This is a genomic window from Yoonia sp. SDW83-1 (assembly GCF_046762885.1).
Taxonomy (GTDB): domain Bacteria; phylum Pseudomonadota; class Alphaproteobacteria; order Rhodobacterales; family Rhodobacteraceae; genus Yoonia.
The window spans coordinates 138,154-154,048 of the sequence record NZ_JBKQXO010000004.1 but is presented as its reverse complement, the minus strand read 5'-3'; the positions used below and the strand labels follow the sequence as shown (position 1 = coordinate 154,048).

General features: G+C 56.9%; 12 protein-coding genes and 1 tRNA gene. 3 read left to right on the top strand and 10 right to left on the bottom strand.

Translation table 11 applies throughout. The features are described 5' to 3' along the window. Positions 1 to 98 precede the first annotated feature (98 nt). Positions 99 to 2,126 carry an AAA family ATPase gene (locus ACFWW4_RS06740; protein ID WP_411890136.1) on the top strand — a complete coding sequence of 676 codons (2,028 nt, stop codon included), beginning with the start codon at positions 99 to 101 and terminating at the stop codon, positions 2,124 to 2,126. A 57-nt stretch (positions 2,127 to 2,183) separates the two neighbouring features. Here ACFWW4_RS06740 and ACFWW4_RS06735 read toward each other — a convergent pair whose 3' ends face one another. The 8 genes from ACFWW4_RS06735 to ACFWW4_RS06700 all read right to left on the bottom strand — a co-directional run bounded on the left by ACFWW4_RS06735 (position 2,184) and on the right by ACFWW4_RS06700 (position 10,100). Then, positions 2,184 to 3,800: a hypothetical protein gene (locus ACFWW4_RS06735; protein WP_411890135.1), complete on the bottom strand. Its 1,617-nt coding sequence runs from the start codon at positions 3,798 to 3,800 to the stop codon at positions 2,184 to 2,186. Positions 3,801 to 3,803: 3 nt separating this feature from the next. Next, the gene (locus ACFWW4_RS06730; RefSeq protein ID WP_393930560.1) at positions 3,804 to 4,061 is read right to left on the bottom strand and encodes a hypothetical protein; all 258 of its coding nucleotides are present in this window, start codon (positions 4,059 to 4,061) and stop codon (positions 3,804 to 3,806) included. Between the two features lie 163 nt (positions 4,062 to 4,224). Further along, on the bottom strand, positions 4,225 to 4,431 hold the full coding sequence (locus ACFWW4_RS06725; protein ID WP_411890134.1) for a hypothetical protein: 207 nt from the start codon (positions 4,429 to 4,431) through the stop codon (positions 4,225 to 4,227). Between the two features lie 26 nt (positions 4,432 to 4,457). Then, complete coding sequence (locus ACFWW4_RS06720; protein WP_411890133.1) at positions 4,458 to 5,117, bottom strand: sugar transferase; 660 nt, start codon at positions 5,115 to 5,117, stop codon at positions 4,458 to 4,460. 368 nt (positions 5,118 to 5,485) lie between these two features. Continuing rightward, entirely contained in the window at positions 5,486 to 6,832 is a 1,347-nt protein-coding gene (locus tag ACFWW4_RS06715; protein WP_411890132.1) for an SLBB domain-containing protein, read from the bottom strand. Positions 6,833 to 6,969: 137 nt separating this feature from the next. After that, complete coding sequence (locus ACFWW4_RS06710) at positions 6,970 to 7,185, bottom strand: hypothetical protein (protein WP_411890131.1); 216 nt, start codon at positions 7,183 to 7,185, stop codon at positions 6,970 to 6,972. Between the two features lie 123 nt (positions 7,186 to 7,308). Then, entirely contained in the window at positions 7,309 to 7,944 is a 636-nt protein-coding gene (locus ACFWW4_RS06705; protein WP_411890130.1) for a YjbF family lipoprotein, read from the bottom strand. After that, positions 7,941 to 10,100, bottom strand: a complete 2,160-nt coding sequence (locus ACFWW4_RS06700; protein WP_411890129.1) for a YjbH domain-containing protein — start codon at positions 10,098 to 10,100, stop codon at positions 7,941 to 7,943. The genes ACFWW4_RS06705 and ACFWW4_RS06700 overlap by 4 nt, the downstream gene beginning before the upstream one ends. 148 nt (positions 10,101 to 10,248) lie before the next feature. Between ACFWW4_RS06700 and ACFWW4_RS06695 the strand changes: the two genes are divergently transcribed. Beyond that, positions 10,249 to 11,064, top strand: coding sequence for a metallophosphoesterase family protein (locus tag ACFWW4_RS06695; protein WP_411890128.1), 816 nt, complete (start codon positions 10,249 to 10,251; stop codon positions 11,062 to 11,064). Between the two features lie 18 nt (positions 11,065 to 11,082). On the opposite strand, the gene ACFWW4_RS06690 is transcribed toward ACFWW4_RS06695, so the two are convergent. Continuing rightward, a complete protein-coding gene (locus ACFWW4_RS06690; RefSeq protein WP_411890127.1) occupies positions 11,083 to 12,954 on the bottom strand; it encodes a polysaccharide biosynthesis protein in 1,872 nt (623 codons plus the stop codon). Positions 12,955 to 13,141: 187 nt separating this feature from the next. Between ACFWW4_RS06690 and ACFWW4_RS06685 the strand changes: the two genes are divergently transcribed. After that, positions 13,142 to 15,271 (top strand): polysaccharide biosynthesis tyrosine autokinase, encoded by a 2,130-nt coding sequence (locus ACFWW4_RS06685; RefSeq protein WP_411890126.1) that lies wholly within the window; start codon positions 13,142 to 13,144, stop codon positions 15,269 to 15,271. 462 nt (positions 15,272 to 15,733) lie between these two features. Here ACFWW4_RS06685 and ACFWW4_RS06680 read toward each other — a convergent pair. Next, a tRNA-Leu gene (locus tag ACFWW4_RS06680) sits at positions 15,734 to 15,820 on the bottom strand. Positions 15,821 to 15,895: the final 75 nt, after the last annotated feature.

Genomic DNA, 15,895 nt, shown 5'->3' with positions numbered 1-15,895 from the left:
CACGTGCCGGACCGCTTCAGTCGTCATTCATTGTGATCAATTTAAGGTTAACCCCTCTGTGGTGGATTGAGGTCAACGTAACGAAGGCAGCACCACCCATGGCAAAATTGGTCGACGACAAGACGCTGAAGATACCAAACCTGTCCGCGATCGAGATTGAGCGCATAGAACCTCTTGATATCATGGGGCTTTTGCGGTCTCTCTGGTATGGCAAAAGCCTGATCACGGGCTGCACGATCCTCGCCCTTTTGGCCGCGGCCTACTACGCTTTTGCCATCGCCCAACCACGGTTCGCTGCAGTCACAACCCTTAAGATCGAGACAACATTTTCGCCCGGGCTGGACCTGGATCAGGCCCTTGCCAATCCCCCGACCGACCAAAGCAGCCTGAATACAGAGGTCGCTGTCTTGCGGTCGCGCCACCTGCTGGAACGCATGGTGCATGAACTGGATCTGACAAATGATCCCGCCTTCAACCGGTATCTGACCCCAGTCGCGCCATGGTCGGTGACGGGCATGCGCACACGGGCGCGCAACCTGCTGAGCGGTACGGTCGCAGCACCGCCTGATAACGCCGCCATTCTGGACAAGACGGTTGATAACCTTGCCGCTGCCCTGTCGGTGGACAAGCCGCGCGACACCTATGTTTTCCGGATCACGGCCACGACAGGCGACGCAGACATGTCCGCGCGGATCGCTGACACACTGGCCCGGCTTTATCTGGCCGACCAGGTGGCCGCAAAGCAGGCGGCAACCGAAACCGCATTCAATTGGCTGTCTGAACGGGTCTACGCCCTGCAACTGGAACTGGAAGCCAAGGAAACCGCCGTCAACGATATTATCATGGCCGACCGGGCCAGTGATGCAGCCACGCTCGACACGCTCAGCCGCCAATCCATCGAAGCACAGGAACGTCTGCTGGATATCCAGCGCGCCTTGGAAGAGGCCGAGGTCAAGCTGACCAGTTTCGACGCAGCTGTCACCCCGGCCAGCCAGCCAGCCCGCCAACGTGTACTGGCCGATATCCGGCATTACACCGATCAGGCGGCGGCGCTGGAAACCTTTCAATCCGGCGTCAACAGCCAGTTGGCCACACAGTCCGCAAGCATGGTTCGGCTGCAGCAATTGCGCCGCGAGGCCGAGGCGACACGCGTGCTTTACGAGGCGTTCCTGGCGCGGCTGCAACATACGAATGTGCAACGCGGTCTCGGCCAGGCCGATAGTCGCATTCTGGCCCTTGCCGCCCCCGGCAAATACGTCGCGCCGCGCAAAATGTTGATCCTGCTGATTGCGGCGATGCTTGGCATGGCCTTGGGGGTGTCGCTAGTTCTAGGACGGCAAGCGATGCGCAAAGGGTTCAGCGGCACAGAGGCACTTGCCGATGCCACGGATGTGCCTGTGCTGGCCCAGATCCCGCGTGTCAAACTGCGCAAACCCGCCGCCCTGTTGGATTACCTGAACGCCAAACCCACATCCGCCCTGGCCAAGGCCATGCGCAACCTGCGCACATCGCTGTTGCTGGCTGATCCGGGTAAGGTGCCGCAAGTCATCCTGTCCACCTCCAGCGTGCCGGGCGAAGGCAAAACGACCCAATCCATCGCCCTCGCCCATAACCTCGCCAGCCTCGGCAAATCCGTCCTGCTGGTCGAGGCGGATATGCGGCAACCCAGCTTTCGATCACATCTGAAATGTCAGGGCGGTGATCTGGCGCAGGTTGTGACTGGGGAAATTCGGTTGGAGGACGCCATCGCCCGCGACCCGCGCTTGCCTGCCGACGTCTTGTCCAGCCATACCATGCAACAGAACCCGGCCGATCTGTTTACCAGGCCAGATTTTGCGGCTTTCTTAGATCAGGTGCGGGACCGCTATGATTTCATCGTCATTGACGCCCCACCGGTGCTGCAAGTACCCGACACGCGCCTGCTGGCGCAGCATGCGGACGCGGTGCTCTATGCAGTGCGTTGGGAAAAGACGGACAAGCGCCTTGTTCTGGCAGGGCAACGGGCCCTCGCAGACATACGTGCGCCGATCACCGGCATGGTGCTGTGTCAGGTCGATATCCGGCGCATGCGGCGCTACGGTGCGGTGCCCATGGCAGCCTACGAGCAACCCCATTATCAGAACTGAAGTGTATGCACGGTAAGAGCCGCCCGATCATCCGGGGCGGCTCAATACTGTGGTTCGTCAGGATGCCGGTTGGTCAACCCGCATCACATGACGGCTGAAAAAGCCCAGGTTATCGCCAGTGCCAATCGTCAATCCGCCACCCGCATCACCGGTGATATAGGCCTTGGCCTGCCAGTCCAGACCGCCACCGGATGTCGTCGCGTTCAGATTTGGCCGCAAGAACGCATCGAACTGGCTGACGATATTGCCGGGCACCGCCAGCGCACCAGCCTCATGCCCATAGCGCAGGGTGCCGCCATCAACATCAGCCGTCATGCCGATGCGGTCGGCACCGGCAAAGGCGATATTGGGTGGATTGATCCCTTCGTAATCGGACAGCACAACCGGAACACTGCCCGCAACCTCAACCGTCTGCGCGACAGCGCTGCGGCTTTCGCCATCCCATGCCACCATGGGCAGCATACCGGCATAGAACCATTCGAACGTAGCCGTCGCCCCCGTGCCAACCACATCAACACTGTGAAACACCGCGCCAGGTGTGACCGTGCGGTTGAGGATGCAATCGGCCAAAGGCGCTCCGGTGCCGGATTGCCACTCCGTCGTTTCGACAATGGCAACCGCACTGCCCACGCTCAGGCCATTGCCAGTCGCCTGCGGCACCCACGGCACATCATCCAATGTGATCGTGCGGCTTTGCAGGGCCTCGTTCCCATGGGTCTGGCCACCAATCTCGGTCGCGGACCCGCCGACATTGACCCGGGCGGCATATTCGCGCTCGGACGCATAGTCGATCGCCACGAATTTCGGATAGGTCGGACGATTGTCCACCCGCCAGTCCAGCGCCCCGTCAGAGGCGATGCCACCGGTATGGGTCGGGCCGGTTGTCCCGCTGATACCATTGGCCCGCGCCGAATAATAAAGGCCACCCAACTGCACCTCGTCCCCCATCTCATAGGCCGTACCGGGCTGCCAGATCGGTGGCAGAATACGCGGGTCGGCAAGGCTGGCGGAAATCGCCACAGCTTCGATCAGGATCGCATTGCCGCCGGGGGTGGCCGCACCCCCATTGCTGATCGTGATCTCATGGGCGCCGGTCAGACCAGTGGCAATCTTGACCGACTGGCGGCGCTGCAAATCGACAGACGCATAGGTGGGAAATGCCTTAAAGCCCAAGGCTGCGGGATCATCAATCTCGGTCACAAGGGTCTGGGCACCGTCAATATCCACCCGGGCATAGCCGCCATTGGTACGGCCCGTGTAATGGATCCAGACATCATAAGGCGCAGCACGGTCCACGGTCACCGATGCGGTCGCCGTCAATGACGACGTGCTGATCGCGCGATTACCGGTATAGCTGCCGGCCAGACCGGACCCTGACGATTGCAGCTGTGACCAGCCTGACGACAGTGTCAGATCGCCAACGGGATAGATATTGCGCAACTCGGCCACGAGTGTTTCGCGCCATGACCAGCGGGTCGCAACGCTGTTGGCATCCAAGCTCATCCAGGCGGCATGGCCCGGACCGATCTCGGTCCAGACCGATACGTTGTCATCGGGGCCTTGGGCAAGGGCAACATGCTGACCGGCCACGGGCACGAAAAAACTTGCCAACGGCTGTGGTTGCGCGCCTTGCCCGCCCCGCGCGGCCCCGGGGGAAAGCGTCAGACCCAGCATGGATCAGTACCACGCCACAAGCTGGGCAGTCGTGCCGGTCGCCAGAACACGGGTGGGGCGCAGAGTCAGCACAGCACCGGCAGTCACCTCATAGCTGACGCTTTCACCATCCTTGTCCTGCAAGACAGCCGTACCGGCACCGTTGACATACAAGGCCCGCGGACGCACCGGCAGATCGGCACCGTCCGATGGGATCACCACATAATGCGCCACGGCAGGCGAGGTCAGGTTCACATAGTCGGAATCAAAGGGATCAGGCATCGGGTTCTCCAAATTCGGGTTGAACCTGATAACTAGCGGGCCATGCTTACCAATCACTTGGCGCAGCGTGCGCTGGGTCGGGGCCGCGCAACAGGCATCCACCGATGGTCATGCACAGCACCCCCGTGCTACATCCGCACCCATGACATTGCTCAAATACCGGTCATTCCGCCACGGCCCGCCTTGTATCTGACGCACCGGCGATATCATCGTCGTTCTTGCGGGGGCCGACCCGGATATGCCGCTGGATGCCCAAGACGTCACCCGGGTGATCTATGGCCACACCGTTTTGCCCGAAATCCAGATCAGCGAGGGACGTGTGGGCATCGACACCGGGGCCTACGCCACCGACAGGTTTAGCGCGGTCCATGTGACGGACGGTGCGATCACATTGGTCTAGGCCCCCCGGCGGGTCAGCACAACGACAATGGTCCGCCAGACGATCCACAACTCCAACCGGAAACTGCGGGAAGTGATATAGCGCAGATCAGCATCAACCTTGCGCCGTACACCCTCCAGCCCATCGACATAGCCGACCTCGGTTTGGGCCAGACCACTGATGCCCGGCAACACATCGTGGCGGCGGCGATAACCCGGTATGGAAGTCAGATAGACCCTGGCATGGTCATAGGCATCAGGGCGCGGGCCAATCAGGCTCATCTCACCGCGCAGGACATTGATGATCTGGGGCAACTCATCCAACCGGATTTTGCGCATGAAACGGCCCAGCATCGTGATCCGCTCTGTCTCAAGCGCATCAAACGCGCCGCGATCCGGACCGCGCGGAGCGGTCATGGTACGAAACTTGATCGCGGCAAACGATTGGCACCGATAGCCCATCCGCTCCTGCACAAACCACAGGGGGCCGCGGTTAAAAAACGGATTGAGCATGATCAGCACAGCCGCAACAATGGCAAGCAGCACCAGAAGGATGATCGCAACCACCACATCCAGAAACTGCTTTGCGGCTGTGCGCGGTGGTAAATCATGCGGAGCATCAGCAAACCCCACATCCCTCGCATTAACGTCCATCAGGGACGTGTGAAAGTCCAGCATCGTCGCAACCTCTTCCCAAAAGTTAACTAAATAACAATGCCTTACGACACTGCATGGTTAACAAACCTGAAACAGTTGCAGTTAATGGGACCTTAATGATCGCTGCCCGATCGGGTGAAATTCGGGGCTGTTTTGAAGATTTCTTGCATTTCGAATTAACGAACACACGGCATGCGTGCTTCTTGAAATCGAACACACTTTTAGATGAATCTCGGCACTTCGAGGTCGCAACAGCAAGTTAATGAGTGCATCAGTTCCCGGCCCCCGAAGAATCAGGTCAATACATCACCGGTCACGGCCAACAACCCAGGTGCAGGTCGCATGGTAGCCGCATTTCATCGCACCACCATACTATGGGATCAATAAACCTAGTTACTGGCGATCGAAGCACCTGATGTGAGAAGTGATGGAACCAGCTGCTGCACAACGCGGTTCCAGCGGGTGACCGGCTGTTCCGCGACAAAGATGATATCATTGGGCGTCAATTCAAACTTCGTCGCCAGTACAAGGTTTGTCACGTTACGTGCGTCCAGATGCCATGCGGTGACGGCCCCGAATTCGGCTTCTGATCCCCTGAGAATGTAGATCTGCGCCGGGTTGCCAGTTTCGCTGGAAAAGCCGCCATCTGCATAAAGCGCATCAGCCAGTGTTGCCTGTCGTCCGAACGGCAAGGCGAACCGGCCGGGCCGCGCAACCTCACCGGTGAGATAAACGTAATCGCGGTCTACCGCATCAAGGGCGATACGTTCTTGAAAGTTGCTGCGCCCTTCGATGAGCGTCGCGCGGCGCAGTTCTACCTCTGCGGTGAGTTCGGCCAGCGCCTGAACCCGGCCCTGCTGTCGAAACTCAGCGAGGGCGATCTGCTCCTCGAAATAGGCCCTGGCCTTGTCCAGTTCGAACGCTGTATCGACAAAAACACTGTCGCCCGCAACAAGCAGTATCTTCTGCAGATCAGGTTCGCTCAGATACCGGACCAACGGAATCTGATAGAGATTTCCAGCGCGGTAAATCCGGATTGACGCAAAATCCGCATCCGCCGTGGCGATCCCGCCGGCACGGGTGATCGCTTCATCCAGGCGAAGTGGGGTAAGCGTGATCGGAACCACCGTGGGGTTCGCAACAGCGCCTCCTACAGATACCCGCTTGGAATTGAACTCCGCAATTTCGAGGCTGAATGTTGGGTCAATCTGGCTTTCCACCAGGCTCTGGAAAAGCTGTGCATCCGCTTCTTCGAGCGTCAGCCCCCCGAGGAACACGCGTCCGACATCTGGCAAGGCAATCGCCCCATCATCCTGCACGGTATAGCCTTGACGGCTGTTCTGCGCGGCAAGAAGGCCGCTGAGTTCTTCTACGGTCCCACCAGATGTCTTGGTTGCAAGCAGAACCACATCACCTACCCCGATGCGATATGGCCCAGGGGTCTGTTCAGGTGGAATGCGGGTCGACAGTGCCGCAGGCCGCCGCTGTTCCGACAAGCTGGGCGGTGGCGCCGCACCGGGCCCACGCAGGCCAGAGCCGTCCCCAGCGTTTCGAAAAAATGCATCCGGTATCTGTCTGGGTACATAATTGCTGCGGTTCGCTGCCAAGACCGTTTCGGATGTCACGGGGATGACACGCACGTTTTCGGTCTGCGTGCTAACCTGCGGCGAGATATAGGCGACACCGCAAGCGTTCAAAGAAGCTGCGGCTACAACAGCGAAAAACCACTTTAACATCGCGACCCTTCAATGCACTGTCTGGCGTGTTTCGCTACGTTTCCGTATCGCTGATCTGTCGGCACATGCGGCGCAAACCAAAAAGGGCAGGTCGAACCATCCTGCCCTAGCTTGACGATTTCCGGCGTCCAAACGAATTAGTTTGTTGTCGATGTGGCGCCCGAGGAATCATCGCTGCTTGCGATGATCGCACCAACGACAATAACGCCAGCGATAATGGTAAGTGTTTGCGTTGTCCCCAACGTACCAAGACCCTGCACCCCGGTTACCGGCTCAACCGGCTGGACTTCCTGGGCCATCACAGGTGATGACATCATAGCGGCTGCGATAGCGATTGTAGCGATACGTTTCATCATCATCTTTCCTTGTTGGTTCCATTCACTCTTTGGTTGATTATCACTATACAGTCAATGCCGAAGTTGTAAACGGTTTCGTCGGCCCGCCGGGTCCGCTTAATGGGACCAAAACCATCGGTCTTATTCAACGTGCTCTGTCAGGATCGAGCCAATCTGAGGCGACATCCACTGCCGCGAACTGCGGATTCGCCCTTGTTCATCGACGACGTAGTCATTCACAAACGAAAAATCTGACGATTGACAGGTCTCCGCAATCCGCCGGTCACCCGCTGCGGCATAGCGACACGCAAAGCTACGTATGATCAGCTGGTTTTCGCCATCAAGATAGCGATGCACACGCACCGCACGATCGGCCCGTCCCGTTACGGCAGACAGGGGCTCTGCAATATCGGCTGTCATCAGGTCGAAACCGAAGCCGCGGGTGCCAACGATCATCCCATCACGGGTGCTGATACTGATGCCGTCCGGCGTCAAATATGTGTCGACGCCATTGTTGGAGCCAATCCGCACCATCGCTGCCACGGCATTGCGAGAAGGCACTTGCGCGATCAGCACAGGCTCACCGATTTGTGCGAGCACAGCCGGGGTCAGCCCCGCTCTGAGGGCCCCGACATCCGGTGCCGCCGAGACATCATCCTCTGACGAGGTCAGCCAAGTCCAGATCTGGCTGCTGATGTTGTCATCCGCTTGGCCGGCCCCGCAACCGAACAATGCAAGCAATAGAGACAGACGTAAGCAGAAGCGGAAAAACATCATCTCCAGAACCTGCCCCAATTGCCCCGCAATGCGCTGTCATGATTGTGGCGGACGGTTTCGTAAAGCCGGTTTTCCACACTCAACCGCGCGCCCCCATCTCGCACCAGCGGCCGCAAGGTTGTGCTGTAGACTCGCCGCGTCGGCGTACCAACGAAATGTCCCAGCGGGAACGAGACGCGTAGTCCCTTGTCAAACGATCCCTCACCAAAATCGTCAAAGGACACATCAGTGAATGTGGCAAAGGCACCAATGCGCCACCCGTTATCGAATTCGCGATCAAGCGCGATTGTCGCGCCATAATCACCGGCAAGATAGCGGCCGACGTCAAGCTGTGCATGAAATGAATTGCCTAAATCGTAATACCCCGAAACATGGCCGGTTACGACGTTGTAGTCCTGAAGCCCAAAGAGCTGATCAAAGTCCCGCTTTCTGACATAGTTCAATTCAACGCCAATGCCCAAAGGGCTGTCGACCGGCTTCCACAGCAATTCGGTAGATAATCCACCATACATGCTTTCAAGATAACCAGCTGTCACTCTGCCGTAGAAATCCGTCGCCAGATTGGTTTGAAACGCTGTTGTCAAGCGGGTGATGGCCGGGTCGCCCTCCGCCGCATAGAGCTGTCCGTCAGTTCGAACCCGAGGCAGAGCAGAGGCCGATAACTGCCCGTCACCCTGATTACCGGCAAGCGGTTTGCGCAGCTCGGCGGAAAAGGTCAGGCCCGGTGCCGCATCGTAATCCGCAGATAGCGCGATACCCACATTCGCGCGCACAGGGCTGTCGGGATCAAAATATGATGTGGTAACATAGGGACCCAGACGCCACTGCAAATGCGGGTAAAGATCGGCCTGATAGGTCGGTTGCGCGTCAACCGATGCGGCGTCGCTGATATCGGCCCGCACATAGGATATCCAGGCGTTGTCTGGTTCGAACTCGAGCTGCTCGAGATCGGATCGCATGATGGTCACCGCCGCGGTTCTGATACCGCCTTCCATCGGTATGATTGTAAATGTCTCGACTGATGCAGGCATAGTTCTAGTCAGGATGCGGGCGGTCCGCCCAATCGCTTCGGCCCCTGCCATATATGTATTGTTCCGGATCAGAACAGTGACCTTTTGGGGTCTGATCGTCATGGCTTCCAGCGTCATGCCCTCAGCGGCCAATAGCCTTTTAACATTGTCGCTTAGTATCGCATTCGCGTCGGCCTGCTGCGTCCAACCCAAATCAAGAGCCGCACCGGGCGCGCGCGGCACGACAGGCGTGGGTCGCTGCCCTGTGCCGCCATAAACCGTCGGTTCCTTGGGGTTGATCGTAAAGTTGACAGACGCCCCCAACTCAGAACCATAAAGATAATAGCCCTGCATCGCCACGCTGTCCGACAATGCGTAGGACAGCCCGAAGTTCAATGACGATTTTCGTTCAAACAGATCCCGTCCGGATGCCAATTCCAGATCATAGGCGTCCGAGGAATACTCGGCCTTCAGTGTAAGCTGATCGTTCGGGTTCCAGGCGACACCACCGAAAAAGGCCGCGTCGCCGCGGAACCATCTAGCACTTTCGAATTGCCCGCCAAATCCCGTTGTACCAGTGTCACGTTCTTCGAAATCATCACCCAGAAACCGTAGTGGATTGCGAAACCCTTCATAGGATCCCAATCGTCCCCAGCCGATACCGCCGGTCAGTCCCAGTGTCGGCGTCACTTGCTTGGTCGCGACAATATACTCGCCCGAATAGATGCCAGTGCCGATAATGTCTTGCAGACCGATGGCAATGGCCGGACTGATGCGGCCTTCATCAACCAGGCGATACCGTAAATCAAACGACCGGTCATAGGTGGTGTCGCCGGTCGCGATGGCCCAATCCTCAATCCGGGAGTAGCGAAAACTGCCAGAAAGGCGCGGTGTGACCTGAAAAGTAAGCGTCGTGCGGGTGCTTCCCCCAAAGTAACCGACTGTCGCTGCCAATTCCGCATCAGCGGCGCTTTGGGCCGTAGGCACATCAATCAGCCCCGGTGTGCCGTAAAGCCCGTAGGTATAAGCAGTTGACCCAGCATCGGATTGGGCGAGCGCACCTTGAACCGAAAGGGCCACGAATACCGTGCCCAACAGCGATTCTCGCCACGGTCCGGATTTACTAATTCTTGGACCTGTGAACATGAACGCTCCAACGGGATCACAGGTTTCAACCTAACCCGCGAACGAGGGCTGCACAATGCCTTGCGGCCGATCGTGGGCATATGGCGGAATGATGCAATCATGGACGGATCAAATGTTGGCGCGCAATTGAATTTCCCGATGGAGTATGGTGAACAACCTTGATTTGGTTCCGCGGGAGAAAGCACACGTGCGACAGCTACTGAAGTTTCTGGGCGGTGAATGGCGGACTCCAGCGAACGGCGGCCAGAGCTCATCCAGTCCCAATATATTGAAGCCCACCACCCCCTTTTTCGCTATCGGAGATATCCACGGTTGCGTCGCGCTACTGAAAGACCTTCTTGCACGGATTGATCCAGACAACGACCAGAACCTGATCTTCCTTGGTGACTACGTAGATCGGGGGCCACAGTCCGCAGAAACTCTAAGCCTTCTTTTCAAGCTAAGCCGCGAACGGCCGGATCAGGTGGTTTGTCTGAAAGGCAACCATGAAAAAATGATGTGTGAATTCGTGGATGATCCACTCGACCGGGGCAAGCGATGGTTGCGCAACGGTGGGCTGGACACATTGCGAAGCTATGGCATTGACGGCTTGGGTGAACAGCCGACCCCTGACGAGGCACTCGATGCCTGCGACGCGCTTGAAAAGGCACTGCCAAAAGGCATGCTGGAATGGTTAAGAGAGTTGCCTCTGACATGGAATAGCGGCAACGTCTGGTGTGTTCATGCCGGCATGGACCCCCAAACCACCCCGCAAAGGCAACGCTCTGGCACACTGCTGTGGGGTCATCGCGACTTTATGAAATTATCGCGCGGGGACGCGATTTGCGTCGTCCATGGCCATACCATTGTCGACGCACCAGCAAATGCAAATGGCCGAGTATCAATAGACACGGGCGCCTATGTGACAGGCCGGCTCACCGCGGCACGAATTGCAGATCAGCAATGCACTTTCATTTGCACGTGACGACAACACATCGTCTTTTCAGGCCGTGACGCTTTCAAGGATCTGCTGATGATATCCATCGACCCGAATTTCGATAGTGCGCCGTAAGGCAAGCGCGTCATCATTCGAGATAGCGGTCTGCGTATCGCGCAAAAGTGAGGCCACTTCGATCTGGCTCAATGGTGTTTCCTCCGCACGAAGGATCTTGTGGTGCGGCGTAGCAGCCAGCGCGTCAGTGACCAGCAGTTCTTCATACAGTTTCTCACCCGGCCGCAGGCCTGTAAACTCGATCCCGATATCGCCTTTTCCCGTCTCCGGGTCTTTGACTTCGCGACCCGACAATTTGATCATCCGTTTGGCAATCTCGATAATCCGCTGCGGTTTTCCCATATCCAGAACGAAGACATCGCCGCCTTTGGCAAAGGCGCCCGCCAGTAACACCAGCCGTGCAGCTTCCGGTATGGTCATGAAAAACCGTGTCACCTCCGGATGTGTGACTGTCACAGGACCACCTTCCTCGATCTGTTTTTGAAACAGCGGAAGAACCGAACCCGACGACCCAAGCACATTGCCAAAGCGCACCATCGCGAACTTTGTTGCCTCAGCACGCGTCTGGATATCCTGCACAATCAGTTCCGCCATACGTTTAGTTGCCCCCATTATATTGGTGGGGCGCACGGCCTTGTCGGTAGACACAAGAATAAAGCGCTCAATGCCAGCCTTTTCAGCCACATCAGCGACAATCTTGGTGCCGATCACGTTGTTTCTTGCTCCCTCGATCTCGTTACATTCAACCAAGGGAACGTGTTTGTAGGCGGCGGCGTGCAAAATGATCTCAACGCCGTTACTTTTCACCGTTCGCTCCACGTTTGCGCGGTTTGTGACCGACCCAAGACGTGCAACCAGAGAAACACTGATTGCGCGAGCCACCGGTGCGAGTTCACGCTCGATTGAATAAAGCGCAAATTCGGATTGTTCGAACAGCACGACACAGGCTGGTCTACAGTTCATCAATTGCCGGCAAAGCTCTGACCCGATGGATCCACCGGCACCGGTGACCATAACGGTGCGCCCCGAATATGCAGCCGCTATCTCTGGCGTGTCTAGCTCGACAATGTCGCGGTCCAGCATCTCGTCAGGCTGCACTGAACGCAGCGATGTTTCGATACTGCGGCCCGACATCAGGTCGATAAAGGACGGCAGAACCTTCACTTCAACCGGGAGTGTGCGGAGCTTTGAAATAAGGGCACTGCGGCGCTGGTCCGACAGTGACGGTATCGCCAACAAAACACGGGCAACCCCGTGTCTCTTGATCAATTTCGGCAGTTCCTTCGGAGACCTGACTGGCAGACCCGCAATCATGATATTGTCTAGGTTCAAATTATCATCGACAAAGAGTACCGGGCGCGCTTCCACAGACTGGCGCAAAGCGGACGCAAGCTGAATACCTGCTGCTCCCGCGCCATAGATGATGACCGGCACGCAGGTCGCATTCCGCTGCCCAACATATCGCAATGCATAAAGCCCGAATACACGCATGGACAGCGCCAGCAGGAAGAACATCGCACCAAAGATGAGCGGTACCGAGCGCGGGCCGGACAGTTTCAACATGTAACTGACAACGATCGCAGCAAGCGCCAATGCCGCAGCGGTCAATACGATCCGCATCGTCGCCTCGCTCTCGATAGCGTGCAACTTTATGCGAGGAAGACCACAGAAAATGATGATCAGGGGTCCAACAATCATCATGACCGATAAAAGATCGAAGGATTGCCGCAACATGTCGATAGGAATCAGATTGCCGTATCGAAGCGCCACAGCAAGATAGAGGCTGACAACCATCGCCGCTGTATCTGCGGCCAGAAAGACAAGCTTCTTCTTAGACCGTGACATTTTAAGCAGTAGCTGCATCAGTCTTAAGCCCGTCCATCTTCATGGATACCCAGAACTCTCATTAAGCCCTATGTGGCGAATGAACAACCCCTTCTTTCGCGCAAGAGTAGAGCAAGGAGAGCGCCGATCTCGGTGCAGCAGTCGCAACATTGCCTTTCGATGGTTCCTGTGAGAATGAAACGATATGTTGACGCAGGATGAATGAATGACGCACGCCTCCCATAACAAGCCTGGCCAATTCGCCGTTCAAACTGACGCACCCGCAGAAGAGGTTGATCTGGCGAAGCTTTTTGGGGTGCTCTGGCGCGGCAAAATTTGGATCAGCCTGTGCGGAATTCTTGCGCTGGTAATTGGCTTTTACTATGCGTTCTTCATCGCCATCCCGTATTATACTGCAAACGCAGCGGTTGCGTTGGAAAGCCGGCAAGAGCAGGTCGTCGATATTGAGAGCGTCGTATCCGGGCTGCCGGGTGACCAGGTCGCGATCAATACCGAGTTGGAGGTCCTGAGATCGCGCCGCCTCATCGGCAAGGTGACCGCCGATCTCAACCTCGAAAATGATCCAGAGTTTAACTCCGTTCTGCGGCAAGAGTCTTGGTTTTCGCTCGGTCGCTTGGCGGGCTTCGTCAGAGAGACCGTGCTTGGTCAAGAGGCCCAGCCCGAGGTTCGGTCGGCACAGGCCGTGACCGATGCGGTCGTGGATGCTGTGCTTGCGGCTGTATCCGTATCAAACGTGCGCCAAAGTTATGTTTTTCGAATTTCAGTCGTCACCGAGGATGCCGAGAAATCGGCGGACATAGCAAACAAGCTGGCTGAATTATATATCGAAGACCAGATCGCTTTGAAGTTTGAGAAAACCGTGCAAGCCACGGAATGGCTGACCGAGAGGGTGGCCGAACTGCAGATCGAACTTGAAACGGCCGAAAACCAACTCAAGGATTTCAGCAGCAATACCGACCTGATCAGCCCGGAAGGGCTCATTGCACTGAACCGGCAACTCAAGGATTTACGGGAACGCCGCACAGATTTGACAGCCAGCAACCGTGCCGCTGATAATAGGTTGAGCGCCCTGCAGGCGGCCTTAACTTCAGAAGATGTTGCACAAATGATTGCGGCAGCCAACAGTCCTGAACTTGATCGCTTGGGATCCTCCGATAACGCGTCGCGGCCCAGTGACGCCTTTCGCAGCACCTACGGCGCCATCCTGACGCGGGCCGAACTTGAAAAGTCGCGCCTACAAGCGCAGTTGGACGCTGTTGAGATGTCAATCCGTGAGATATCCAACAGCATTGGGACGCAGTCGGACGAATTGGTCCAACTGCAACAGCTTCAGCGCGAAGCAGAAGCAAGCCGCCTCATTTACGAGTTCTTTCTGGGGCGCCTCAAGGAAACCTCGGTCCAGCAGGGGCTGCAACAGGCCGAGAGCCGCGTCCTATCCTATGCGGTTGTCCCGATCGCGCCTTCGGCGCCACGAAAGCCGATCGTATTACTGCTGTCGCTTTTGCTTGGGCTGCTGTTTGGCTCGGCCCTCATTCTGCTACGCGAGTTTTCGCAAAACACGTTTCGGGTGGCAGAGGATCTGGAAGCCAAAACCGGATACGCCGTCATCGGACAGATTCCCGTCATCCCCTCGCGCAGTCGCAAAAAGCTGCTGACCTATCTCAGAAATAAACCAAACTCCGCAGCAGCCGAAGCTATTCGTAACTTGCGGACCTCGCTCCTCTTGGCCAATCTTGACACGCCACCCAAGGTCATCATGTCAACATCGTCCATCCCGGGCGAAGGTAAAACCACACAATCCATTGCACTTGCGCAAAACCTTGCCGGGCTGGGAAAGAAGGTTCTTCTGATCGAAGGGGATATCCGCCGACGGGTGATGAACGACTATTTTGATATCCCCGAAAAACAGGGTTTTCTGAGCGTCATGCTGGGTGAGGTAGCGCTGGATCAGGCACTGACCCATCTGCCAGACGTAGGCATTGATGTGCTACTGGGTGAAAAATCGCAGACAAATGCCGCCGATATCTTTTCCTCGGACCGGTTTGCAGGTTTTATCAACGGCTTGCGGTCGGACTACGATTACATCATCATCGACACGCCGCCGGTCCTCGCCGTCACGGATGCGCGCATTATCGGGCGGTGGGTCGATACAACGATCTTTACGGTGAAGTGGGACAGCACGTCACACCGACAGGTCCTTGATGCGCTGAAGTCCTTTGAGCAAGTAAACGTAAAGATCGCTGGTCTGGTACTCGGACAGATTTCGGCCCGCGGAATGAAGCGCTATGGCTATGGTGACAGTTATGGAGCGTATCAATCCTATTATCAGAGCTGACAGAAAGCACGCGGCTTTGTGATCAAGCCGCCTATCGAAATCTTAGGGGCTATTGTCAGTCGCCACCGATTTTGGGCCGACACGCCGCCCCTTCAACGCGCCTGAATCAGGCCAAGCGATACGCGCTTTGGAAAGCGACCAGCCCTCTCCAGCCGAGCGCTGTTTTGCGGTGTAGCAAAGCAAGCTCCTTCACACCTGACGTTTCAAACGCATATTCATCAGAATGTCTGCATATCGGACAGCAAAATGACGCCCACAGGTTTCGACAAGTCCCACAAGAAGGCTTAAGCTTGGGATGCCACGCTTGAAGCCGAAGTGGCAATTCCCTGTCGAAAAGCAAGACGCAACAAGCCACGTCGCAGTCTTGATCGCCGTGCTTGACCAAGTCATGGCGGAGTTCAGACTTTGGCTCCAAACTTAGCGCGGTCATTTGACTTATTTTTAGTTACCTACATGAATTTCTGGTGCGGTCGGGGGGACTCGAACCCCCACGAGTGTTACCTCACAGCGACCTCAACGCTGCGCGTCTACCAATTCCGCCACGACCGCATGTCCATAGGCTGGTAAGTGCGGCGTACATAGACGAGGCGGTTTGCTTTTCCAATAGGGAAATCGCGCCCTTGG

Excerpts from the sequence above, each read along its gene's own strand:
- ACFWW4_RS06740 (WP_411890136.1), top strand. The coding sequence starts at position 99 with ATGGCAAAATTGGTCGACGACAAGACGCTGAAGATACCAAACCTGTCC.
- ACFWW4_RS06735 (WP_411890135.1), bottom strand. The coding sequence starts at position 3,800 with ATGCTGGGTCTGACGCTTTCCCCCGGGGCCGCGCGGGGCGGGCAAGGC.
- ACFWW4_RS06730 (WP_393930560.1), bottom strand. The coding sequence starts at position 4,061 with ATGCCTGATCCCTTTGATTCCGACTATGTGAACCTGACCTCGCCTGCC.
- ACFWW4_RS06725 (WP_411890134.1), bottom strand. The coding sequence starts at position 4,431 with ATGGACCGCGCTAAACCTGTCGGTGGCGTAGGCCCCGGTGTCGATGCC.
- ACFWW4_RS06720 (WP_411890133.1), bottom strand. The coding sequence starts at position 5,117 with ATGCTGGACTTTCACACGTCCCTGATGGACGTTAATGCGAGGGATGTG.
- ACFWW4_RS06715 (WP_411890132.1), bottom strand. The coding sequence starts at position 6,832 with ATGTTAAAGTGGTTTTTCGCTGTTGTAGCCGCAGCTTCTTTGAACGCT.
- ACFWW4_RS06710 (WP_411890131.1), bottom strand. The coding sequence starts at position 7,185 with ATGAAACGTATCGCTACAATCGCTATCGCAGCCGCTATGATGTCATCA.
- ACFWW4_RS06705 (WP_411890130.1), bottom strand. The coding sequence starts at position 7,944 with ATGATGTTTTTCCGCTTCTGCTTACGTCTGTCTCTATTGCTTGCATTG.
- ACFWW4_RS06700 (WP_411890129.1), bottom strand. The coding sequence starts at position 10,100 with ATGTTCACAGGTCCAAGAATTAGTAAATCCGGACCGTGGCGAGAATCG.
- ACFWW4_RS06690 (WP_411890127.1), bottom strand. The coding sequence starts at position 12,954 with ATGCAGCTACTGCTTAAAATGTCACGGTCTAAGAAGAAGCTTGTCTTT.
- ACFWW4_RS06685 (WP_411890126.1), top strand. The coding sequence starts at position 13,142 with ATGACGCACGCCTCCCATAACAAGCCTGGCCAATTCGCCGTTCAAACT.